Source organism: Brevundimonas sp. UBA6550, from assembly GCF_002434505.1.
In the GTDB taxonomy this organism is placed as follows: Bacteria; Pseudomonadota; Alphaproteobacteria; order Caulobacterales; family Caulobacteraceae; genus Brevundimonas.
In genome coordinates, this window is the sequence record NZ_DJKE01000008.1 from 115461 (window position 1) to 133739 (window position 18279).

Genomic DNA, 18279 nt, shown 5'->3' on the forward strand with positions numbered 1-18279 from the left:
GGCTTGCTACAGAACCCTCCCCCCGAAGCGTTTCCTTCGGGCGCGCTTAAGGACCACATGGACAGCATCGCCATTCACGGCGGCGCCCAGCTTTTCGGGGATATTCCCGTCAGCGGCGCCAAGAACTCCGCCATCAAGCTGATGGCCGCCTCGATCCTGACGGATCAGCCCCTGCTGCTGACCAATATGCCGCGCCTGGCGGACACGCGGTTCCTGGGGCAACTGCTGCGCCAGTTCGGCGTGGAGGTGACCGAGCGGGACGGGGCGGACGGGCAGGAGAGCCTGTTCCACGCCAAGGACCTGACCTCGACCTTCGCCCCCTATGATCTGGTTCGCCAGATGCGGGCGTCGTTCAATGTGCTGGGGCCGCTCTTGGCGCGCACGGGCGAGGCCAAGGTCTCGCTGCCGGGCGGCTGCACCATCGGCGCGCGTCCGGTGGACCTGCACCTGCAGGCCCTGACGGCCCTGGGCGCCGAGATCGAGCTGGAAGAGGGCTATGTCACCGCCCGTGCGCCCAAGGGGCTGCGCGGCGCCGAGATCGAATTCCCGTTCGTCTCCGTGGGTGCGACCGAACACGCCCTGTTGGCGGCGGTGCTGGCGCAGGGCACCACGGTTCTGCGTCGCGCGGCGCGTGAGCCGGAAATCGGCGATCTGGCGCACTGCCTGACCGCGATGGGCGCCAGGATCGAGGGCATCGACACCGACGTCCTGACCATCACAGGCGTCTCGTCCCTGAACGGCGCGACCTGGTCGGTGATTCCCGACCGGATCGAGATGGGCTCCTACGCCGTCGCCGCCGCCATGGCGGGCGGCGAGGTGCGCCTGACCAAGGCGCGCGCCGAACTGATCTCGTCTTTGACCGACAAGATGATCGAGGCGGGCGTCGAGGTGTCGCCCACCGCCGACGGGGTGCTGATCAAGCGCGATCCGAAGCGGCGGCTGAAGGCCGTGGACGTGGAGACCGCCATCTATCCCGGCTTCGCCACCGACCTGCAGGCGCAGTTCATGGCCCTGATGACGACCGCCGAGGGCGTCAGCACGGTGCGTGAAACCATCTTCGAGAACCGTTTCATGCACGTGCCGGAACTGGCGCGTCTGGGCGCCGAGATTTCGGTCCACGCCGGCGAGGCCCAGGTGACGGGCGTCGAGGTTCTGCACGGCGCCCAGGTCATGGCCACCGATCTGCGGGCCTCGATGTGCCTGGTGATCGCGGGCCTGGTCGCCGAGGGCGAGACGACGGTGGGGCGCGTCTATCATCTGGATCGCGGGTTCGAGCGTTTGGAGGAGAAGCTCGGCGCGTGCGGCGCCGACATCCGACGCATAAAGGGAACAGGTGATGAGCACTGAGATCGACGCGGTCCCGCCCGTTCCCAGCACGCCGGTCGAGCCGCTGCGCCTGCTGGCGGAGGACGCCGACGATCTTCAGATCATTTCCGCCGCGCTGCAGGACGCCATCCTGCGGCCCGTCGATATCGTTTGGGAAAAGCAGGCGCGCACCCTGACCATCGCCTTCAGCCGCTTCTGCTGGGAATGCGGGGGTACGCGGGTGATGTGCGCCATGCAGTTCGGGGACGTGCTGGCGGTCAAGAGCCGTCGTCTGTCGCGCAGCCCCGACGCCTCGCTGGAGTTGCTGGCGCTGGACTTCCTGCCGACCGAGGCGCCTGGCGGCCGCGTCATCCTGATGTTCGCCGGGGGCGGCGACCTGCGGATCGACGTGGAATGTCTGGACGCCGTGGTGACGGACATCTCCGAGCGCTGGCCCGCGCGGATCGCGCCGACCCATCTGGACGGCCCCGAACTGGATGCCCTGGCACTGGACAAGGGGAATGCGGCATGAGCGGTCCGCACAGGCTGGCCTCCGTCGAACTGGACGCCGCGACCCTGCCGGCCGCGACGGCCGAGATCGAGCATGAGCGGCGCGTCGCCATCTTCGATCTGGTGGAGAAGAACAGCTTCGAACCGCAGGGTGCGCCCGGCGGGCCGTATCGGCTGAAGCTGTCGCTCCAGGACAATCGTCTGGTGTTCGACATCGACGGCGAGGATTTCACCCGCACCTACGCCATCAGCCTGACGCCGCTGAAGGGCGTGCTGAAGGACTATCTGCTGATCTGCGACAGCTATTACGAGGCGTTGCGCGGATCGTCCCCCAGCCAGATCGAGTCGGTCGACATGGGCCGGCGCGGTCTGCACAACGAAGGCGCCGAACAGCTGAAGTCGCGGCTGGACGGCAAGATCGTGGTCGATCACGAGACCGCGCGACGGCTGTTTACGCTGCTGTGCGCCCTCTACCGTCGCGGCTGACCTCGACTATCTCTGCGTTTTCGGGCATTAGGCCCCTCCATTCCGCCCCTCGCGCCCGCCCGGCGTGGGGTCGAACGCATATTCAACGGGCGTGAGAGGCCGCATGGCTAAGGAAGAACTGCTCGAGTTTCCCGGCACCGTCAGCGAACTGCTGCCGAACGCCACCTTCCGCGTGACGCTTGAGAACGACCACGAGATCATCGCCCACACCGCCGGCAAGATGCGCAAGAACCGCATCCGCGTGCTGGCCGGCGACAAGGTGCTGGTCGAAATGACCCCCTACGATCTGACCAAGGGTCGCATCACCTACCGCTTCAAGTAAGGGCAGGCCGGCATTTCCGTGTCTGGGGCCCGTCCTGAACTTGTGCTGGCGTCGTCCAGCCCGCGTCGCATCGAACTGCTGGCGCAGGTCGGCATCACACCCGACCATATCGACCCCGCCGATATCGACGAGACGCCGCTGAAGGGCGAAACCCCGCCGCGTCTGGCCGAGCGTCTCGCCACGTCCAAGGCGCGGGTCGTCGCGGCGCGTCGGCCCGAGGCGGTGGTCATCGCCGCCGATACGGTGGTGGCGGTCGGTCGCCGCTTTCTGGAAAAGGCGGCTGACGAGGCGGAAGCGACTCGGTTTCTGAAACTTCTGTCCGGGCGCAATCACCGCGTCTTCACCGGGGTCGCCGTGGTGCGGGACGGGAAACTGTCGGCGCGCGTCAGCGAAACCCGCGTCGCCTTCAAGCCGCTGTCCGACCACGAGATCGCGACCTATGTCGCCACCGGCGACTGGCGCGGCAAGGCCGGGGCCTATGGCATCCAGGGACCGGCCGGCGCCTTCGTCCAGCGAATCGTCGGCAGCCATCCTTCGGTGATGGGCCTTCCTTTGTATGAGGCGGTTCAACTGCTGCACGGCGTCGGTTGGCGGCCGTGAGCGGGCCGGTCGAGGTCTTCCTCGACGAAACCCCGGGCGAGACGCGCGGCGCGATCCTGCGAAACGGCCGGTTCACCCATCTTCTTATTCAGCGCGAGAGCGACGTGGCGCAGATGCAGCTGGGCGCCCGTTCGATCGGGCGGGTGGTCGAGGTCAATCCCGGGCTGCGCGGCGCCTTTGTCGATCTGGGCGCCGGTGCGCGCGCTTTCCTGCCCTTCAATCGCAATGATCGGCTGACCCAGGGGCAGAGGCTCGAAGTCGTCGTCTCGGCGGAGCCGCGATTCGGCAAGGGCGCCGTCGTTCGCCGCCTGGGGTCGGGGGAGGGCGCGCCGCGCCTGATCCAGAAAGCGCCAAGCGTCGCCGACCAGTTGCGCGCGCTCGCGCCCGGCGAGGAATCAGTCGTTGGGATCGCGGCGATCGACGCGGTTATGGAAGCCGAGGAGGAGGCGCTTGCGCGAACCCATCTCTTTCCCGCGCATGGCCTCGATCTGTCGCTGGAGCGCACTCGCGCCCTGATCGCCATCGACATCGACCATGCGCCCACGCCCGGCCGCGATCCGAAACAGGGCAGGGCGGCGGCGAATCGCGAGGGATTGAACCAGGCGGCGCGTCTGATCGGTCTGCGCCGTTGGGGCGGCCTCGTGGTCGTCGATCTGGTCGGGGACGGACGGGACGCGGCGGCGCAATCCGAGGCGGTTCGCGCCGCCTTCGGCCATGAAGCGCAGGCGGTGTTCGGCCCCGTCAGCCGGTTCGGCCTGCTGGAGCTATCCTTGCCCTGGCGTCACACGCCGCTGGAGGACGTGCTGCTGGACGTCGATGGCCGACCTTCGCTCCAGACCCGCGCCCAGGCTTTGGTCCGCAGGTTGAGGCGACATCTGTTGGCCGATACGGCTGCGCCCCGCATCGTCGCACGTTGCACGCCGGAGGAGGCGGCCGTTCTCGCCCCATTAGTCGAACGTCTGGGGCCGCGCGCCGCAGTTCGGCCGGACGCCGCCGTCGCCGCCGGACGCGGCCATATAGAAGAGACCTGACCGATGTCGATCTGCCCCATCTGCCGCAAGGCCGACGCTGATCCCAAATACAAGCCCTTCTGCTCGCGCCGGTGTTCCGAGGTGGATCTGCAGCGCTGGTTCACCGGCGCCTACGCCATTCCCGCCGCCCTGGACGAAGGCGCCGAAGATGATGACGAAAACGATGGATTGGGCGCTGGACAGGCGCAAAAGCCTCCCCTATAGACCCGCCTCTCGCGACGCCGCGTCGGCGCCTGGATAGCTCAGCTGGTAGAGCAGCGGATTGAAAATCCGCGTGTCGGTGGTTCGAACCCGCCTCCAGGCACCACTCTTTTATTTCCCGAAATCGTCATCCATTCCCAGGCTGTCATGAGCATCCTTTTGCGCTCACGCTTGGAAGGTCGGTTCGACGTCGGCAGGGACGATCCGTCGCGATCTTTGCAATTCGGGCATGAAACCGCCGATGGATCGCTGTTTGGAACAAGCTTGCTCCAACTGACGCGCCGCCTTCATCAAAATGTCGCGCGGCAACGCTTCAATGCGAGGCGCGGGCGAAACTTTTCTCCCGTCCCCTGGGGGAGTTAAAAGCCGTCCTTGTCCCTTGACGCTCCGGTAAGGGTTCTTCAAAGGGGTTGAGACGCCTTCCCGAGGAGGCGTTAACGCGAACGGTCGGAGAGTTGCTCTTCGGCGGTTCGGACATCGGAGGCGACGCGGGCGACCGCATCGGCCTCCACCAAAGATTTCAGCGGACTTCGATCCTCGAGGGGGACGGGGTGCGCTGAAGGAAACATTTCAGGTTGGGGAGCGGTCGCTGACTATGGCCGCACCTTTGGTTCCACGAGTCAGACCAAGCAGGAACTGGCGAACTATGCTGAACAGCAAAAAGACGAACATCCTTCTCGCCATGGCCGGCGCCGCCGCGCTGATGGCGAGCTCGCCGGTTCTGGCCCAGGCCCCGGCCGAGCCGACCCCGGCTGCCTCGACTGCGGCGCCCGCCGCAGCCTCGGCGACCCCGGAAGCCGACCCCGCGTCGATGAACGAAGCCGTTGGCGGCGGTCATCACGGCGGCGGCATCACCCCGATCTCCATGTTCATGGAAGCCACGGTGGTCGTTAAGGTCGTCATGGCCGGCCTGCTTCTGGCCTCGATCCTGTCGTGGACCCTTCTGCTGATCAAACTGTTCGAGTTCGGTTCGCTGAACCGCAAGACGGACAACTTCCTCGAAACCTTCCGCGGCGCTCGCACCATCGCTGACATGCGCGCCGTCGCCACCCAGGAAGAGTTCGACGGCAACCCGCTGGCCGACATGGCCGCCGCCGCCACCGAGGAAATCGAACTGTCGCGTCAGTCGGGCCTGTCGGTCACCGGCGATCACCTGGACTCGGCCCTGGGCCGCGCCCAAGCCGCCGTCGCTGCCGTGCAATCCGGTCTGGCCAAGCGCCTGTCGGGCGGCCAGCAGTTCCTGGCTTCCGTTGGGTCCATCGGGCCGTTCGTCGGTCTGTTCGGCACCGTTTACGGCATCATGAACTCCTTCATCGGCATCGCCGAATCCAACACGACCAACCTGGCCGTCGTTGCTCCGGGTATCGCCGAGGCCCTGCTGGCCACCGGTATCGGCCTGTTCGCCGCTATCCCGGCCGTCGTGTTCTACAACTACTTCAACACCCGCATCGCCGGTTACGGCACCCGCGCCGACGGCTTCGCCGCTGAGCTGCTGAACGGCATCTCGCGTCAGCTCGACAAGGGAGCGTAAGACGGATGGCCGCCAAGATTAAATCGGGCGGCGCTGGCAACGTGGTCGAGGCCAACAGCGATATCAACGTTACGCCTTTCGTTGATATCATGCTGGTCTTGCTCATCATCTTCATGGTGGCGGCTCCGCTAGCCTCCGTGTCGGTGCCCGTCGAGTTGCCAATCGCCGTCGCCAAGGCGGCCCCGAATCCGCCCAAGCCGGTCTATATTTCGATCCAGAACGACGGCGACGTCTATGTGGGCGACTTCCGGACCGACGTCGGCTCTCTGGGTGAAGATCTGCTGAAACAGATCGGATCCCGGAACCCGGCCGATGAGCGGATCTTCATTCGGGGCGACCAGAACACCCGTTACGGCGATTTCATGCAGGTCATGAACGCGCTGCAGGATAACGGCTTCTACAGCGTTGCACTGGTCGGCGAAGACCAGGCGACGAGCTAGAGCGCGGAGATAGTATGACAGACGTCGAATATCATCGCAGTCGTTACGACGTACCCAAGTCGAAGGGCTTCATGGGGGTTTCCTACCCCGTGCTGATCGTTTGCCTGCTGGTCGTCACCATCCTGTTCGCCTTGCTGATCTTCTTCCTGCAGCAGTCCAAGTTCAAGCTGAAGGAATTCAACTACGTCGACGAGTCCGTCGAGGTCGAGTTGGTCGAGCCGGTTCCGCCGCCTCCGCCGCCTCCGCCCCCGCCGCCTCCGCCGACGGATCAGCCGCCGCCGCCCAAGCTTCAGGTGCGCGTGCCGGCGCCGGTCCCGAACGTCACGCCTCCTCCGCCGGTGAACATCACGCCGACGAAGAAGGAAGATCGGGTGGAATACACGGGTCCGCCCGTGAATATTCCTGGACCGCCGCCGCCGCCCGCTCCGCCGGCTCCGGCTCGTCCGTCGACGATCACGAACGTCCAATGGGCGCGCCAGCCGCGTCCGACCGCGGACGACTTCCCGGCGCGCGCGCTGGAACGTGAGATCAGCGGATCGGCCACCGTGGAGTGCACCGCGCGCTCCAACGGGTCGCCGGCCAACTGCCAGGTGATCTCGGAAGAGCCCGCAGGCATGGGCTTCGGACGCGCCGCCGTTCGCGTGGTTCAGCGTGGACAACTGTCCCCGCGGACCGTCGATGGCGCCGCCCAGGATGCGACCTTCCGCGTTCGGGTGCCGTTCAACCTCGGTTGAGCCAAGAAGCGATCAAGACGAAACGCCCCGGAGAGCCATCTCCGGGGCGTTTTTCTTTGGCCGGGCGCCGACGGAAATCTCCTGATGAAATCGCACGAAGTCGCTTGATCGCATCGGTCAGGCCCGGTAGAGAACGCGCCTCGCGATGAGCGGGCCGCCTTAGCTCAGTTGGTTAGAGCGCCGGTTTGTGGAACCGGAGGTCCTCAGTTCAAGCCTGAGAGGCGGTACCATCGCAAAGCGCGGCCAGGCTTGAAGCCGGCCGGCGCAGCGACCATCTCCTGATCATCGGCGCATTGGCCGATCCCCCACATCGACAGGAGAGCGCGAATGAAGATGCGCAAGCTGGGCCCGAACGGACCCGAGGTTTCGGCCATCGGCCTGGGCTGCATGGGCATGAGCGCCTTCTATGGCGGCGCGGACGAAGCCCAGTCGGTGTCGGTCATTCACCGCGCGCTCGATCTGGGGATCACCCTTTTCGATACGGCCGAAATGTATGGGCCGCATACGAATGAGGTTCTGGTGGGCCGGGCGCTCAAGGATCGTCGGGACAAGGCGTTCATCGCCACCAAGTTCGGCATCAACTACAACGCCGACCGCAGCCGCCTGATGACGGACGGCAGCCCCGCCAACGTCAGGCGCGCCATCGAAGGCAGCCTCCAGCGCCTGGGCGTCGATCACGTCGATCTCTATTACCTGCACCGGGTGGATCCGGACACGCCGATCGAGGAGACCGTCGGCGCGATGGCCGAACTGGTCCAGGAGGGCAAGGTGCGCTTCCTGGGTCTGTCCGAGGCCGCGCCGGACACCTTGCGCAAGGCCCATGCGACCCATCCGATCACGGCGCTGCAGACGGAGTATTCGCTGTGGAGCCGCGAGCCTGAGGACGACCTGTTCGCCGTGACCCGCGAACTGGGTATCGGCTTCGTGCCCTACAGCCCGCTGGGACGCGGCTTCCTGTCCGGCGACATCACATCGATCGAAGATCTGGACGCCGACGACTTCCGTCGCAGCAATCCCCGCTTCATGGACGAGAACTTCCAGAAGAACCTGGATCTTGTGGACGCGGTCAAGGCCATCGCGGCCGACAAGGGCGCCACGGCCGCTCAACTGGCCCTGGCCTGGGTGCTGGCGCAAGGCGATGATCTGGTCCCCATCCCCGGCACACGCCGCATCGCGACGCTGGAGCAGAATGCGGCCGCCGTGGACCTCGTGCTGTCGCCGGAAGACCTGGCCCGTATCGACGCGGTCTTCCCCAAGGGCGCCGCCAGCGGGCATCGCTATGCCGAGGCGGCGCGCGCGGCCTTGAATCGTTGAGCGCCAGACGTCTGAAATGAAAAAGGCCCGGTCGGATCGCTCCGGCCGGGCCTTTCGTCTGTCTGGCGGCAAGACCTACTGAATGCGGGTCCAGGTCTGGGTCTTGCACAGCGGGGCGACGATGCAGCCGCGCAGGCGCAGGGTATTGTCGTTGGTCATGGTGATGGTGCCGCGATAGGTGCCGCCGTCCGCCGGATTATAGACCGAACCGTTGCGCCACTCCGTCGGCCCGCCGGTGAAGCCCGTCAGCATGGGCAGGTTGCGCAGGGTGCGGGTCCGCTGAGCCGCATCGCGGTTATGCTCGTCGCGCGCACCGGCGTTGGCGCGGATATGGTCGGACGTCACCAGCGTGCCGCACAGGGCCTGGCCGCAGCGCGCGATGCGAACCTGCCCGCCGTTGGTCGGAGTCTGCCACAGGCCGGTGGGGTCGCCGGCCAGGGCGGGCGTGGCGAGCGCGCCGGTCAGGGCCGCGGCGGCCAGCAGAATCTTTATCTTCATGGTCGTTTCCTTTGTCCTCAGGCCGCTTGGGACGGTCCTCTTGAAGAACACGCTGATCCTGATTTCCGTCGAAAACAAGTCGGAAATCGCGGCCGGAAAATGTGAACATGGGCGACGTTACGTCAAGTTTTCAGGCGCTTGGCGGCATTGGAGGCGCCGTGTCGCGGCGATATCCGACGGCCCCGAGCAGCTTGAAGATTAGCCGATCAGCGCCAGCCAGTCGTCCTCGGACAGAACCTTGACCCCATGCTTCTCGGCGTCCTTCAGCTTGGAGCCCGCGCCCGGACCGGCGACGAGGTAGTCGGTCTTCTTGGACACCGAACCCGAGACCTTGGCGCCCAGGCTTTCGGCGCGGGCCTTGGCCTCGTCGCGGGTGAAGCGCTCCAGCGCGCCGGTGAAGACCACGGTCTTGCCGGCCACGACGGTGTCGGACTTGGGCCGTTCGGCGTCGACGATCCGGGTCAGTTCGGCCTCGAGGGCGGCGACGACCTCCAGATTGTGCGGCTCGTGGAAGAAGTGGGCCAGGGCCTCGGCGGCGACGGGACCGACGCCGGTGACGCCGGCGATCTGGTTCAGCATTTCGGACGGACCTTCGTGGCGCGCCACGCGGGCCAGTTCGACCAGGCCCGACCAGTCGTCGGTCAGGGTCGCCAACGAACGCCGGGCCGGGGCGGCCATGCCGGGGAAGGCCTGGGCGATCTTCATGTCCAGGGTGGCCGTGGGCCAGGGATCGGCGGCGGGCGGCGTCGCCTCGGCCATCAGGGCCAGGACGCGCGGCGAGATGGCGTGGGCGCCGGCCAGCGCGCGCCAGGCCGGCGACGGAATGCCCGACGCGGCCTGAAGACAGGCGGCCTTCAGCGCCGACCAGCTCTCGAACGCGCGGGCCAGGATGATGGAGGTCTGTTCGCCGATGTCGCGCACCCCCAGGCCGAACAGGAATCGGTCCAGCGAAATGACGCGCCGCGCGTCGATGCCGGCGACCAGGTTGCGGATGCTGGTCTCGCCGTAACCGTCGTCCCGCTCCAGCTCGGCCAGCCGATCAGGGTCGCGCGCCAGGCGGAAGATGTCGGCGGGCTCCTTGATCCAGCCCCGCGCATGGAAGGCGACCAACTGCTTCTCGCCCAGTCCCTCGATGTCGAAGGCGCGGCGGCCGACGAAATGCTTCAGCCGCTCCACGATCTGGGCGTCGCAGATCAGGCCGCCGGTGCAGCGGCGCTTGACCTCGTCGCCCTCGCGCACCGCTTCTGACCCGCAGACCGGGCAGTGATCGGGGAAGACGTAGGGAACGGCGTCGGCCGGTCGCTGGTCCAACTGGACGCCCAGGATCTGAGGGATCACGTCGCCGGCGCGTTGCAGGCGCACCGTGTCGCCGATGCGCACGTCCAGACGCTGGATTTCGTCCTCGTTGTGCAGGGTGGCGTTGCGCACGACCACGCCGCCCACGGTCACCGGATGCAGCCGGGCGACGGGGGTCAGGGAGCCGGTGCGGCCGACCTGGATGTCGATGCCTTCCAGCACCGTGGTCGCCTGCTGGGCCGGGAACTTGTGGGCGATGGCCCAGCGGGGGCTGCGGGCGACGAAGCCGAGGCGGCGCTGCCAGTCCAGCCGATCGACCTTGTACACCACGCCGTCGATGTCATAGCCCAGGGTGGCCCGGTCGCGCTCCAACTCCCGATAGACGGCGATCAGCCCCTCGGCGCCCTCGACCCGGCGGGAACGCTCGTTGACGGGAAAGCCCCAAGCCCTGAGCCTTTGCAGGGCCTCCCACTGGGTCTCGGCGAAGTCGATGGAGTGTTCGCCCCAGGCGTAGGCGAAGAAGGTCAGGGGGCGTTTGGCGGTGATCCGCGCGTCCTTCTGGCGCAGGGACCCTGCGGCGAAGTTGCGGGGGTTGGCGTAGGTGCGGCGTCCCTCGGCCTCGGCCGTCGCATTGAAGGCGTCGAAGGCGGCGTTGGGGGCATAGACCTCGCCGCGCACCTCGATCCGGTCGGGCCAGTCGTCGCCGTTCAGGGTCTGGCGGACCGCCGCGATGGTCTTCAGATTGGCGGTGACGTCCTCGCCGGTGCGGCCGTCGCCGCGTGTGGCCCCGATGCTGAGCTTGCCGTCGACATAGAGCAGGTTGGCGGACAGGCCGTCGATCTTGGGTTCGGCGACGAAGGCGATGGGTTCGTCGGCCGGCAGTTTCAGGAATCGGGCGATCCGCGCCACGAAATCGCGCACCTCGCCCTCGTCGAAGGCGTTGTCCAGCGACAGCATGGGCACGCCGTGGCGGACCTCTGCGAACTGGCTGGAGGCGGCGGCGCCGACCTTGTTCGACGGCGAATCCGGACGGATCAGATCGGGGAAGGCGGCCTCGATGGCGGCGTTGCGGGCGCGCAGGGCGTCGTAGTCCGCATCGGAAATCTCGGGCGACGCCTCGGCGTAGAGCGCGTCGTGACGCGCCATCTCTGCGGCCAGCCAGGCCAGTTCGTCCGCCGCGATCTCTGGCGTCAGGTCATCGAGGGCAGGGGGCGGAGGATTCGTCGGGGCCATTCGTGTGCCTTATCATCTGTCGGCGGTCGCGTGCATCGTCATGACTGCGAACGAACGGCTGACGCGAGGTTCGGGTGCCGCTAGGGTCGGGCGGCCTTTACGGAGTTCGCATGATCCGCCCGACCGCCTGTTCCCTTCTATTGGCCGCTCTGTTGATCGGCGGCTGCACGCCGGTTTCGCCCGTAACGGTCGCCGGCGCGCCGACGGCCAGTCCCGTGGTCTCCAGTCCGCTGCTGGACGATGTGCGCATCCTGTCCGGCGACGACATGCAGGGGCGCGACACCGGCTCGGCGGGCGGCGAGCGGGCGCGGGCCTATATCGTGTCGCGGCTGGAGGCGATGGGGGTTCAGCCCGCATCCTTCGGCCGGCTTCAACCGTTCGAGGCGCCGGGACGCACGCGCGAGGGCGTGAAACGGTTCAGCGGCGTCAACATCGTCGGCCTGATCCCCGGCACGCGGGTGGCGGACCGCTATATCGTGGTGACGGCCCACTACGATCATGTCGGCATCAACGACAGCCAGATCTATCACGGCGCCGACGACAATGCGTCGGGCGTGGCGACGATGCTGGAGCTGGCGCGGCGGCTGAAGGCCGATCCGCCGGAGCACAGCGTGCTGATCGTGGCTCTGGATGGGGAGGAGCGAGGGCTGCTGGGCGCGCGAGAATTCGTCAAGGCGCCGCCCGTGCCGCTGGCGTCCGTCAGCCTGAACCTGAACTTCGACATGACGGCGCGCGCGGAGACCGACGGACATCTGTGGGTCACCGGCGGTCATCAGCACCCCGATCTGCGCCGCATCTTGCAGGCGACCCCGGCGCAGGGGGCCGTGTCCTTCGCCTTCGGCAAGGACACGCCGCAGGACACGGGCGAGAACAACTGGGTCGAGGCGTCCGATCACGCCGCCTTCCACGCGGTGGGGGTGCCGTTCCTCTATATGGGCGTCGACTATCATCCCGATTACCACCGGCCCAGCGACACCTTCGAGCGGATCGATCCGGCGGTGTTCACCAATGCCACGGACCTGGCCATCGCGGGCTTTCAGGCCCTGGACAAGGCGCTGGACCGATGAGGCGTCTGCTGGGGGCGGTCGCCGTGCTGGGGCTGCTGGCCGTCGGCGCCTGTGAACGGCGCGAAGACCCTGCCCGGCCACACAGCGTTGGGCAAACCGCCGTGTTTCGTCACGACCTCAGCGGCGATGTGTCGGGCGAGTATCGGCCGGCTGCAGCCGACGAAGCCGCCGTCGCGTCGCTGTTCATCGGCCAGAAGGCGGCGTTCGCGGCCTGGGAGGGCGGGGCTCGCAGCGCGCCGCCCCTGATCTTGACGCTGAACGGGCCTCAAGGCGAGGAGCGGGTTCTGCCGGAGACGTATCGCGTCACCGATGCATCCGTTCGGATGACGGGCGCGACGCCAGAGGGCCGGATCGAGCTGGAAGCGCGTATCGACCAGGATGCGCTGGCGACCGCCCGCCGAAATCTGGGCGACCGCACCGTTGTCATTTCGGGGACCGTGCAGTCAGCCGGCCGACGAGCGCCCATCGCCCTGACGGCCTGGAACGGCGACTGACTTAAAGCAGGATGCGAACGACCAGATAGACGCCGCCGGAGACCAGCGCCCAGAGCAGGATGCTGAACCCCGTCAGCACGCCTATCGTCATCCGCCCCGACCATCCTGGTCCTGGGGGTTGTCCACCGCGAGCCGGTTCGGCGGCCGCAGGGCGCTTGTCGTCATTGGCGGGTGCGGATCGCATTCGCAACCTATGGTAGGTGTCGTTCTCATCGTCAACAGCTTGAAGGGGTCGGGATCGAGGGTTGCGTTTTCAGCAACCCGAAGCGATTGTTCGGTGGGGAGGGGTCTGATGTCGATCACCGAGGCGATCCGGGCGCCATTGGCGGGCAAAGCCATCCGCGCCCCGCGATGGAGTCTGGACGGCGCAGGCCTGATTCGCGCGCTGGACATCGTCCTGGCGTCGGCCGCGCTGCTCTTTTTCCTTCCGCTGATGCTCCTGGCGGCCCTGGCCGTGCGGAGCCAGGGCGGCGGGCCTGTGCTGTTTCGTCAGCAGCGGATCGGGCTGGGCGGGCGCGTCTTCGACTGTCTGAAGTTTCGCACCATGGCGGCCGATGCGGAGGCGCAGCTTCCCGGTTTGATCGATGCGGAATGGCGGGCGTCGCGCAAGTTCCGCCACGACGTGCGCGTGACACGGCTCGGCGGCCTCTTGCGCCGCTCCAGCATCGACGAACTGCCCCAGCTGCTGAACGTGCTGAGGGGCGAGATGTCGTTGGTCGGACCCCGGCCGATCGTGATGGAGGAGGCGATTTTGTATGGGCGGCGGCTGGCCGACTACTGCGCCGTGCGCCCCGGATTGACGGGGCTTTGGCAGGTGTCCGGCCGCAACGACGTGCCCTATCGCCGCCGCGTGGCGATGGATGTCTGGATGGTCAGGAACCTGACGCTCGGCGTCTATCTCGCCATCCTCGCGCGCACCGTCCCCGCCGTGTCGAGCCGACGCGGCGTCTATTAGGGCCGGCGTTCCTCGAAGCCGTCGTCGGTACCGATGATGGCCAGATCGGCCAGGTCCAGGAACAGGCCGTGTTCGACGACGCCGGTGATCAGCTTCAGGTCGTCGGCCAGCCGCACCGGGTCGTTGATCGCCTTGCACGCCGCGTCATAGATCAGATTGCCGCCATCGGTGCGGACCAGGCCGCGATCCGCCTGACGCACCCGGGCGGGCTGGTTGATGTCGTGGTCGATCAGGACGTCGGCGATACGGTTGGCCGTCGTCTTGTGACCGAAGGCCACGACCTCGATCGGCAGGGGAAAGGCGCCCAGAACCGGCACCACCTTGGCCGCGTCGGCGATGACGATGCAGCGGCTGGACGCCTCCCACACGAGTTTTTCGCGCAGCAGGGCCGCGCCGCCGCCCTTGATCAGCGCCAGGCCCGGCCCCACCTCGTCGGCGCCGTCCACGGTCAGATCAATGCGCGGCGTGTCCTCCAGCGTCGACAGGGTCAGGCCCAGTTCGCGCGCCAGATCGGCGGTCTTTTCCGAGGTCGGGACGCAGCGCAGACCGGACAGGTTGCGCGCCGCCAGCGCCTTGACGAACCAGGCGGCGGTGGAGCCTGTGCCCAGGCCCACGATCATGCCGGCCTCGACATGGGCGGCGGCCGCCTCGCCGGCGTTCTTCTTCTGGATGTCGCTCATTTGGACGGCTCGCTCTTGGATTGGCCGGCCTTGGCCGCCGCCTTCCTGGCCTTGGCCGTCTCGCGGAAAGCGGCGGCGGCGTCGGCCTTGATGGTTTGGCGCGCGCGACCGAACGCCAGGGCGTCGGCGGGCACGTCCTCGGTGACGACCGAGCCCGAGGCGATCAGGGCGCCGTCGCCGATACGGACCGGCGCCACCAGGCTGGAGTTCGAGCCGACGAAAGCCCCGGCGCCGATCTCGGTGCGGGCCTTGTTGAAGCCGTCGTAGTTGCAGAAGATCGTGCCGGCGCCGATGTTGGCGCCCGCGCCCACGGCCCCGTCGCCCAGATAGGACAGGTGGTTGGCCTTGGCGCCCTTGGCCATGGCGACGTTCTTCACCTCGACGAAGTTGCCGATCTTGACGCCTTCGGCCAGGTCGGCGCCGGGACGCAGACGGGCATAGGGGCCGATCTCGGCGCCGGGGCCGACGCGGGCGCCTTCGATATGGCTGAAGCTGCGGATGCGCGCGCCGCCGTCGATCACCGCGCCGGGCCCGAACACGACGAAGGGTTCGATCACGGTTCCGCCGCCGACCTGGGTGTCCCAGGCGAAGTGGACGGTGTCGGGCGCGCTCATGGTCACGCCGGCGGCCAGGAAGGTCTCGCGCTGAACCTGTTGGAACAGGGCCTCGGCCTGCGCCAGTTCGGCCTGGGAGTTGACGCCCATCACCGCGTCCTCGGCGGCGAAGACGGCGCGGGTCGGATGACCGCCCTTGCGCGCCAGTTCGACCACATCGGTCAGATAGTATTCGCCCTTGGCGTTGTCGTTCGTCACATCCGCCAGCAGCGAGAACAGCAGGGCGGCCGGCGCGGCCATGACGCCGGAGTTGCAGGCGGTGACGGCCAGAACTTCGGCGGACGCCTCCTTGGCCTCGGTGATGGCGAGCAGAGCGTCGCCATCCAGGATCAGTCGGCCATAGGCGCCCGGATCGCGCGCCTCGAAGCCGATCACGGTCACGCCGTCGGCGTTGAACACCGGCGCGATGTCGCCGGCCTTCAGCAGGGGAACGTCGCCATAGGTGACGACCACCTCGCCGTCGAACCCGGCCAGGGCCTGTTCGGCGGCGCGGACGGCGTGGCCGGTGCCCAGCGGCGGGTCCTGAACCGCGATGGCGGCCTCGCCCAGCCGTTTGACGACATGGGCGCGGACCTCGGGGGAGTGATTTCCGACCACGACCACGATCCGCTCGCAGCCCAGACCCTCGGCCGCGTCGATGGCGTGGTCCAGCATGGCGCGGTGGGCGACGGGGTGCAGCACCTTGGGCAGAGGCGACTTCATGCGCGTTCCCTGGCCGGCGGCGAGAATGATGGCGGCGCGAGCGCGCGTCTGGCTGGTCATGAATCGTCCCGAAGGCTAGTCGTCTCGCGATCTAGCCCATTCGGCGGGCCAGCGGGAGATGTGGATGACCGATCGCGACCTGGAAGGCTGGACCATCGCCTTCGACCTGGATGGGACGCTGGTCGATTCCGCGCCGGATCTGATCGGGACCCTCAATCGGCTGCTGGTCGAGGAAGGTCTGCCGCCGGTGTCGATGCAGTCGGCCTCCACCCTGATCGGTTCGGGCGCGCGTGCGCTGCTGGTTCACGGGTTCGAGGCGGCGGGCGCGTCGGTCGAGCGGGCGCAGTCCGACGAACTGTTCGACCGCTTCCTGGTCGATTACGCGGCCCATATCGCGGACGGCTCGCAGCCGTTCGACGGGGTGGTCGAGACGCTGGAGCGGTTGGCGGACCGTGGGGCGATCCTGGTGGTGGCGACCAACAAGCGTTCGGACCTGTCCGAACTGCTCCTTCAAAAGCTGGACCTCGCCCGCCATTTCGCGGCCATCGTCGGCCCCGACCGGGTCAGTGCGCGCAAACCGTCCGGCGCCCACCTGAAGGAGGCCGTGGCCCTGGCCGGCGGCGATCCCGGGCGGGCGATCATGGTCGGCGACGCCGCGCCCGACGCAGGCGCGGCCAGGGACGCCGGCATGCCTTGCATCCTGGTCACCTTCGGTTTCACCCCGGTTCCGGTCGAGACCCTTGGGGCGGACGTCCTGATCGACGATTTCGAGGATGTGGAGGAGGCAATCGACGGCCTGTTGTCCGACTTCTACGTCTCGAAGGCGCTGAAATTCTGAAGGCGGTCGTCAGTAAATCTCTCGACGAATGATCGCCGACGCGGTTGCGGATCGCCCTGGCGATGGACAGATTGGCGCACCCCGTCGAAAGTGCCCCTCATGTTCGCTCGCTTCCTGAAAATTCCGCTGTGGCAGCGGACCGCCGCCGGCTTTGTCCTGGGCATCGTGGCCGGGCTGATCCTGCGGGAGCGGGCCGAGGTCTGGCTGCAACCGATCGGCGACGTCTATCTGAACCTGATCCGCATGGTGGTGGCGCCGCTGGTGCTGTTCACCATCGCCAGCTCCATCGCCAAGCTGGGCGAGGGGGCGGGCGCCGTCCGGCTGGGCGTGCGCACCATCGTCTGGTTCGCCATCACCTCCCTGTTGGCCGTGCTGGTCGGTTTCGCCTTCGGGCACATCATCAATCCGGGCGTCGGCCTGTCGAACCTACCGCTGGGCGAGGTCAAGGAACGGGTGATCCCGACCCCGCTGGAGGTGCTGATCGGCGTCGTGCCGACCAATCCGTTCGCCGCCCTGGCCGAGGGCAAGGTGCTGCAGATCATCTTCTTCTCGGCCCTGGTCGGCATGGCGCTGGTGGCGCTGGGCGACCGAGCGCAGGGCGCGCGCCGGCTGGTGGACGAGGGCGCGGCGATCATTTTCCGCATCACCCGCTGGGTGATCCAACTGACGCCCATCGGCGTGTTCGGCCTGATCGGCTCGGTGGTCGGCGGCTATGGATGGGAAGCTCTGCTGCCGCTTTTGAAGTTCATCGCCGCCATATACGCCGCCTGCCTGTTCCACATCCTGATCGTCTATTCGGGCCTGTTGAAGGTGCATGGGCTGAAGGTGACCAGCTTCTTCCGCGGCGCCTTCGCGGCCCAGCAGACGGCGTTTGCGACATCGTCGTCGCTGGGCACCCTGCCGATCACCCTGCGCCAGACGGTCGAAAGGCTGGGCGTGCCACAGGCCTATGCCGCCTTCGCCGTGCCTCTGGGCGCCAATGTTAAGATGGACGGATGCGGCGCCATCTATCCGGCCATCGCCTCGATCTTCATCGCCCAGTATTTCAAGATCGACCTGACCCTGACCCAATATGTGCTGATCGGCCTGACGGCGGTGCTGGGGTCGCTGGGCACGGCGGGGGTGCCGGGCACCTCCATCGTCATGTTGACCCTGACCCTGTCGACCGCGGGCCTGCCGCTGGAAGGCATCGGTTACATCGTCGCCATCGACCGTGTCATCGACATGATGCGCACCGCGACGAACGTCACGGGTCAGATGCTCGTGCCGGTCCTGGTGGCCAAGGAAGAGGGCATATTGAACCAGGACATCTACGACGGCCATGTGGCCTGGCTGCCTGGCGACCCCGAGGCCGAGACGCCGGAAACGGTTCGCGCCGCCGGAATCTGAAACGGACGCTTGCGCGGGGCGGGCGACCGGGCTATGTCG

21 protein-coding genes and 2 tRNA genes are annotated in these 18279 nt (G+C 67.4%); 19 read left to right on the top strand and 4 right to left on the bottom strand.

Annotated features, from left to right (window positions below; all coding sequences use genetic code 11):
* Positions 1-57: 57 nt before the first annotated feature.
* The 13 genes from murA to B3Z70_RS08535 all read left to right on the top strand — a co-directional run bounded on the left by murA (position 58) and on the right by B3Z70_RS08535 (position 8474).
* Entirely contained in the window at positions 58-1347 is a 1290-nt protein-coding gene (gene murA / locus B3Z70_RS08475; protein ID WP_292021885.1) for a UDP-N-acetylglucosamine 1-carboxyvinyltransferase, read from the top strand.
* Complete coding sequence (locus B3Z70_RS08480) at positions 1337-1837, top strand: DUF2948 family protein (protein ID WP_292021887.1); 501 nt, start codon at positions 1337-1339, stop codon at positions 1835-1837. The genes murA and B3Z70_RS08480 overlap by 11 nt, the downstream gene beginning before the upstream one ends.
* Complete coding sequence (locus B3Z70_RS08485) at positions 1834-2301, top strand: UPF0262 family protein (protein WP_292021890.1); 468 nt, start codon at positions 1834-1836, stop codon at positions 2299-2301. Before B3Z70_RS08480 ends, B3Z70_RS08485 begins: the two co-directional genes overlap by 4 nt.
* Positions 2302-2404: 103 nt before the next feature.
* Positions 2405-2623 carry a translation initiation factor IF-1 gene (gene infA, locus B3Z70_RS08490; RefSeq protein ID WP_008261544.1) on the top strand — a complete coding sequence of 73 codons (219 nt, stop codon included), beginning with the start codon at positions 2405-2407 and terminating at the stop codon, positions 2621-2623.
* Positions 2624-2641: 18 nt separating this feature from the next.
* Entirely contained in the window at positions 2642-3223 is a 582-nt protein-coding gene (locus B3Z70_RS08495; protein WP_292021892.1) for a Maf family protein, read from the top strand.
* A complete protein-coding gene (locus B3Z70_RS08500) occupies positions 3220-4254 on the top strand; it encodes a ribonuclease E/G (RefSeq protein ID WP_292021895.1) in 1035 nt (344 codons plus the stop codon). The genes B3Z70_RS08495 and B3Z70_RS08500 overlap by 4 nt, the downstream gene beginning before the upstream one ends.
* A gap of 3 nt (positions 4255-4257) precedes the next feature.
* The gene (locus B3Z70_RS08505; protein WP_292021897.1) at positions 4258-4458 is read left to right on the top strand and encodes a DNA gyrase inhibitor YacG; all 201 of its coding nucleotides are present in this window, start codon (positions 4258-4260) and stop codon (positions 4456-4458) included.
* A 27-nt stretch (positions 4459-4485) separates the two neighbouring features.
* A tRNA-Phe gene (locus B3Z70_RS08510) sits at positions 4486-4561 on the top strand.
* 540 nt (positions 4562-5101) lie between these two features.
* Positions 5102-5986, top strand: coding sequence for a tonB-system energizer ExbB (gene exbB, locus B3Z70_RS08515; protein WP_292021899.1), 885 nt, complete (start codon positions 5102-5104; stop codon positions 5984-5986).
* Positions 5987-5991: 5 nt separating this feature from the next.
* Positions 5992-6426 (top strand): biopolymer transporter ExbD, encoded by a 435-nt coding sequence (locus B3Z70_RS08520; RefSeq protein WP_292021900.1) that lies wholly within the window; start codon positions 5992-5994, stop codon positions 6424-6426.
* A gap of 14 nt (positions 6427-6440) precedes the next feature.
* Positions 6441-7160 carry an energy transducer TonB gene (locus tag B3Z70_RS08525; RefSeq protein WP_292021901.1) on the top strand — a complete coding sequence of 240 codons (720 nt, stop codon included), beginning with the start codon at positions 6441-6443 and terminating at the stop codon, positions 7158-7160.
* A 153-nt stretch (positions 7161-7313) separates the two neighbouring features.
* Positions 7314-7390: transfer RNA gene (locus B3Z70_RS08530), tRNA-His, on the top strand.
* A 97-nt stretch (positions 7391-7487) separates the two neighbouring features.
* Complete coding sequence (locus B3Z70_RS08535) at positions 7488-8474, top strand: aldo/keto reductase (RefSeq protein ID WP_292021902.1); 987 nt, start codon at positions 7488-7490, stop codon at positions 8472-8474.
* Positions 8475-8549: 75 nt separating this feature from the next.
* On the opposite strand, the gene B3Z70_RS08540 is transcribed toward B3Z70_RS08535, so the two are convergent.
* Entirely contained in the window at positions 8550-8972 is a 423-nt protein-coding gene (locus B3Z70_RS08540; RefSeq protein ID WP_292021903.1) for a DUF2147 domain-containing protein, read from the bottom strand.
* 40 nt (positions 8973-9012) lie between these two features.
* Between B3Z70_RS08540 and B3Z70_RS08545 the strand changes: the two genes are divergently transcribed.
* On the top strand, positions 9013-9174 hold the full coding sequence (locus B3Z70_RS08545; protein WP_292045360.1) for a hypothetical protein: 162 nt from the start codon (positions 9013-9015) through the stop codon (positions 9172-9174).
* On the opposite strand, the gene ligA is transcribed toward B3Z70_RS08545, so the two are convergent.
* Entirely contained in the window at positions 9171-11501 is a 2331-nt protein-coding gene (ligA, locus tag B3Z70_RS08550) for an NAD-dependent DNA ligase LigA (RefSeq protein ID WP_292021904.1), read from the bottom strand. The genes B3Z70_RS08545 and ligA overlap by 4 nt on opposite strands.
* Positions 11502-11611: 110 nt before the next feature.
* On the opposite strand from ligA, the gene B3Z70_RS08555 reads away from it, so the two are divergent.
* From B3Z70_RS08555 to B3Z70_RS08565, 3 genes are all read left to right on the top strand, one after another.
* Positions 11612-12568, top strand: coding sequence for a M28 family peptidase (locus B3Z70_RS08555; RefSeq protein ID WP_292021905.1), 957 nt, complete (start codon positions 11612-11614; stop codon positions 12566-12568).
* Positions 12565-13062, top strand: a complete 498-nt coding sequence (locus B3Z70_RS08560) for a hypothetical protein (protein WP_292021907.1) — start codon at positions 12565-12567, stop codon at positions 13060-13062. Before B3Z70_RS08555 ends, B3Z70_RS08560 begins: the two co-directional genes overlap by 4 nt.
* Positions 13063-13354: 292 nt before the next feature.
* Complete coding sequence (locus tag B3Z70_RS08565; RefSeq protein WP_292045362.1) at positions 13355-14017, top strand: sugar transferase; 663 nt, start codon at positions 13355-13357, stop codon at positions 14015-14017.
* Here the strand turns inward: B3Z70_RS08565 and rpiA are convergent.
* Both rpiA and glmU read right to left on the bottom strand, forming a co-directional pair.
* Entirely contained in the window at positions 14014-14697 is a 684-nt protein-coding gene (gene rpiA, locus B3Z70_RS08570) for a ribose-5-phosphate isomerase RpiA (RefSeq protein WP_292021911.1), read from the bottom strand. The genes B3Z70_RS08565 and rpiA overlap by 4 nt on opposite strands.
* A complete protein-coding gene (gene glmU, locus B3Z70_RS08575; protein WP_292021913.1) occupies positions 14694-16073 on the bottom strand; it encodes a bifunctional UDP-N-acetylglucosamine diphosphorylase/glucosamine-1-phosphate N-acetyltransferase GlmU in 1380 nt (459 codons plus the stop codon). Before glmU ends, rpiA begins: the two co-directional genes overlap by 4 nt.
* A 58-nt stretch (positions 16074-16131) precedes the next feature.
* Between glmU and B3Z70_RS08580 the strand changes: the two genes are divergently transcribed.
* Positions 16132-16851: an HAD-IA family hydrolase gene (locus B3Z70_RS08580; RefSeq protein ID WP_409410503.1), complete on the top strand. Its 720-nt coding sequence runs from the start codon at positions 16132-16134 to the stop codon at positions 16849-16851.
* A 99-nt stretch (positions 16852-16950) separates the two neighbouring features.
* Positions 16951-18240, top strand: a complete 1290-nt coding sequence (locus B3Z70_RS08585) for a dicarboxylate/amino acid:cation symporter (RefSeq protein WP_292021916.1) — start codon at positions 16951-16953, stop codon at positions 18238-18240.
* Positions 18241-18279 lie beyond the last annotated feature (39 nt).

Excerpts from the sequence above, each read along its gene's own strand:
- B3Z70_RS08535 (WP_292021902.1), top strand. The coding sequence starts at position 7,488 with ATGAAGATGCGCAAGCTGGGCCCGAACGGACCCGAGGTTTCGGCCATC.
- B3Z70_RS08520 (WP_292021900.1), top strand. The coding sequence starts at position 5,992 with ATGGCCGCCAAGATTAAATCGGGCGGCGCTGGCAACGTGGTCGAGGCC.
- B3Z70_RS08565 (WP_292045362.1), top strand. The coding sequence starts at position 13,355 with ATGTCGATCACCGAGGCGATCCGGGCGCCATTGGCGGGCAAAGCCATC.
- B3Z70_RS08540 (WP_292021903.1), bottom strand. The coding sequence starts at position 8,972 with ATGAAGATAAAGATTCTGCTGGCCGCCGCGGCCCTGACCGGCGCGCTC.
- B3Z70_RS08480 (WP_292021887.1), top strand. The coding sequence starts at position 1,337 with ATGAGCACTGAGATCGACGCGGTCCCGCCCGTTCCCAGCACGCCGGTC.
- B3Z70_RS08525 (WP_292021901.1), top strand. The coding sequence starts at position 6,441 with ATGACAGACGTCGAATATCATCGCAGTCGTTACGACGTACCCAAGTCG.
- glmU (WP_292021913.1), bottom strand. The coding sequence starts at position 16,073 with ATGACCAGCCAGACGCGCGCTCGCGCCGCCATCATTCTCGCCGCCGGC.
- B3Z70_RS08560 (WP_292021907.1), top strand. The coding sequence starts at position 12,565 with ATGAGGCGTCTGCTGGGGGCGGTCGCCGTGCTGGGGCTGCTGGCCGTC.
- murA (WP_292021885.1), top strand. The coding sequence starts at position 58 with ATGGACAGCATCGCCATTCACGGCGGCGCCCAGCTTTTCGGGGATATT.
- infA (WP_008261544.1), top strand. The coding sequence starts at position 2,405 with ATGGCTAAGGAAGAACTGCTCGAGTTTCCCGGCACCGTCAGCGAACTG.
- B3Z70_RS08555 (WP_292021905.1), top strand. The coding sequence starts at position 11,612 with ATGATCCGCCCGACCGCCTGTTCCCTTCTATTGGCCGCTCTGTTGATC.
- B3Z70_RS08585 (WP_292021916.1), top strand. The coding sequence starts at position 16,951 with ATGTTCGCTCGCTTCCTGAAAATTCCGCTGTGGCAGCGGACCGCCGCC.
- rpiA (WP_292021911.1), bottom strand. The coding sequence starts at position 14,697 with ATGAGCGACATCCAGAAGAAGAACGCCGGCGAGGCGGCCGCCGCCCAT.
- ligA (WP_292021904.1), bottom strand. The coding sequence starts at position 11,501 with ATGGCCCCGACGAATCCTCCGCCCCCTGCCCTCGATGACCTGACGCCA.
- B3Z70_RS08485 (WP_292021890.1), top strand. The coding sequence starts at position 1,834 with ATGAGCGGTCCGCACAGGCTGGCCTCCGTCGAACTGGACGCCGCGACC.
- B3Z70_RS08505 (WP_292021897.1), top strand. The coding sequence starts at position 4,258 with ATGTCGATCTGCCCCATCTGCCGCAAGGCCGACGCTGATCCCAAATAC.
- B3Z70_RS08580 (WP_409410503.1), top strand. The coding sequence starts at position 16,132 with ATGTGGATGACCGATCGCGACCTGGAAGGCTGGACCATCGCCTTCGAC.
- exbB (WP_292021899.1), top strand. The coding sequence starts at position 5,102 with ATGCTGAACAGCAAAAAGACGAACATCCTTCTCGCCATGGCCGGCGCC.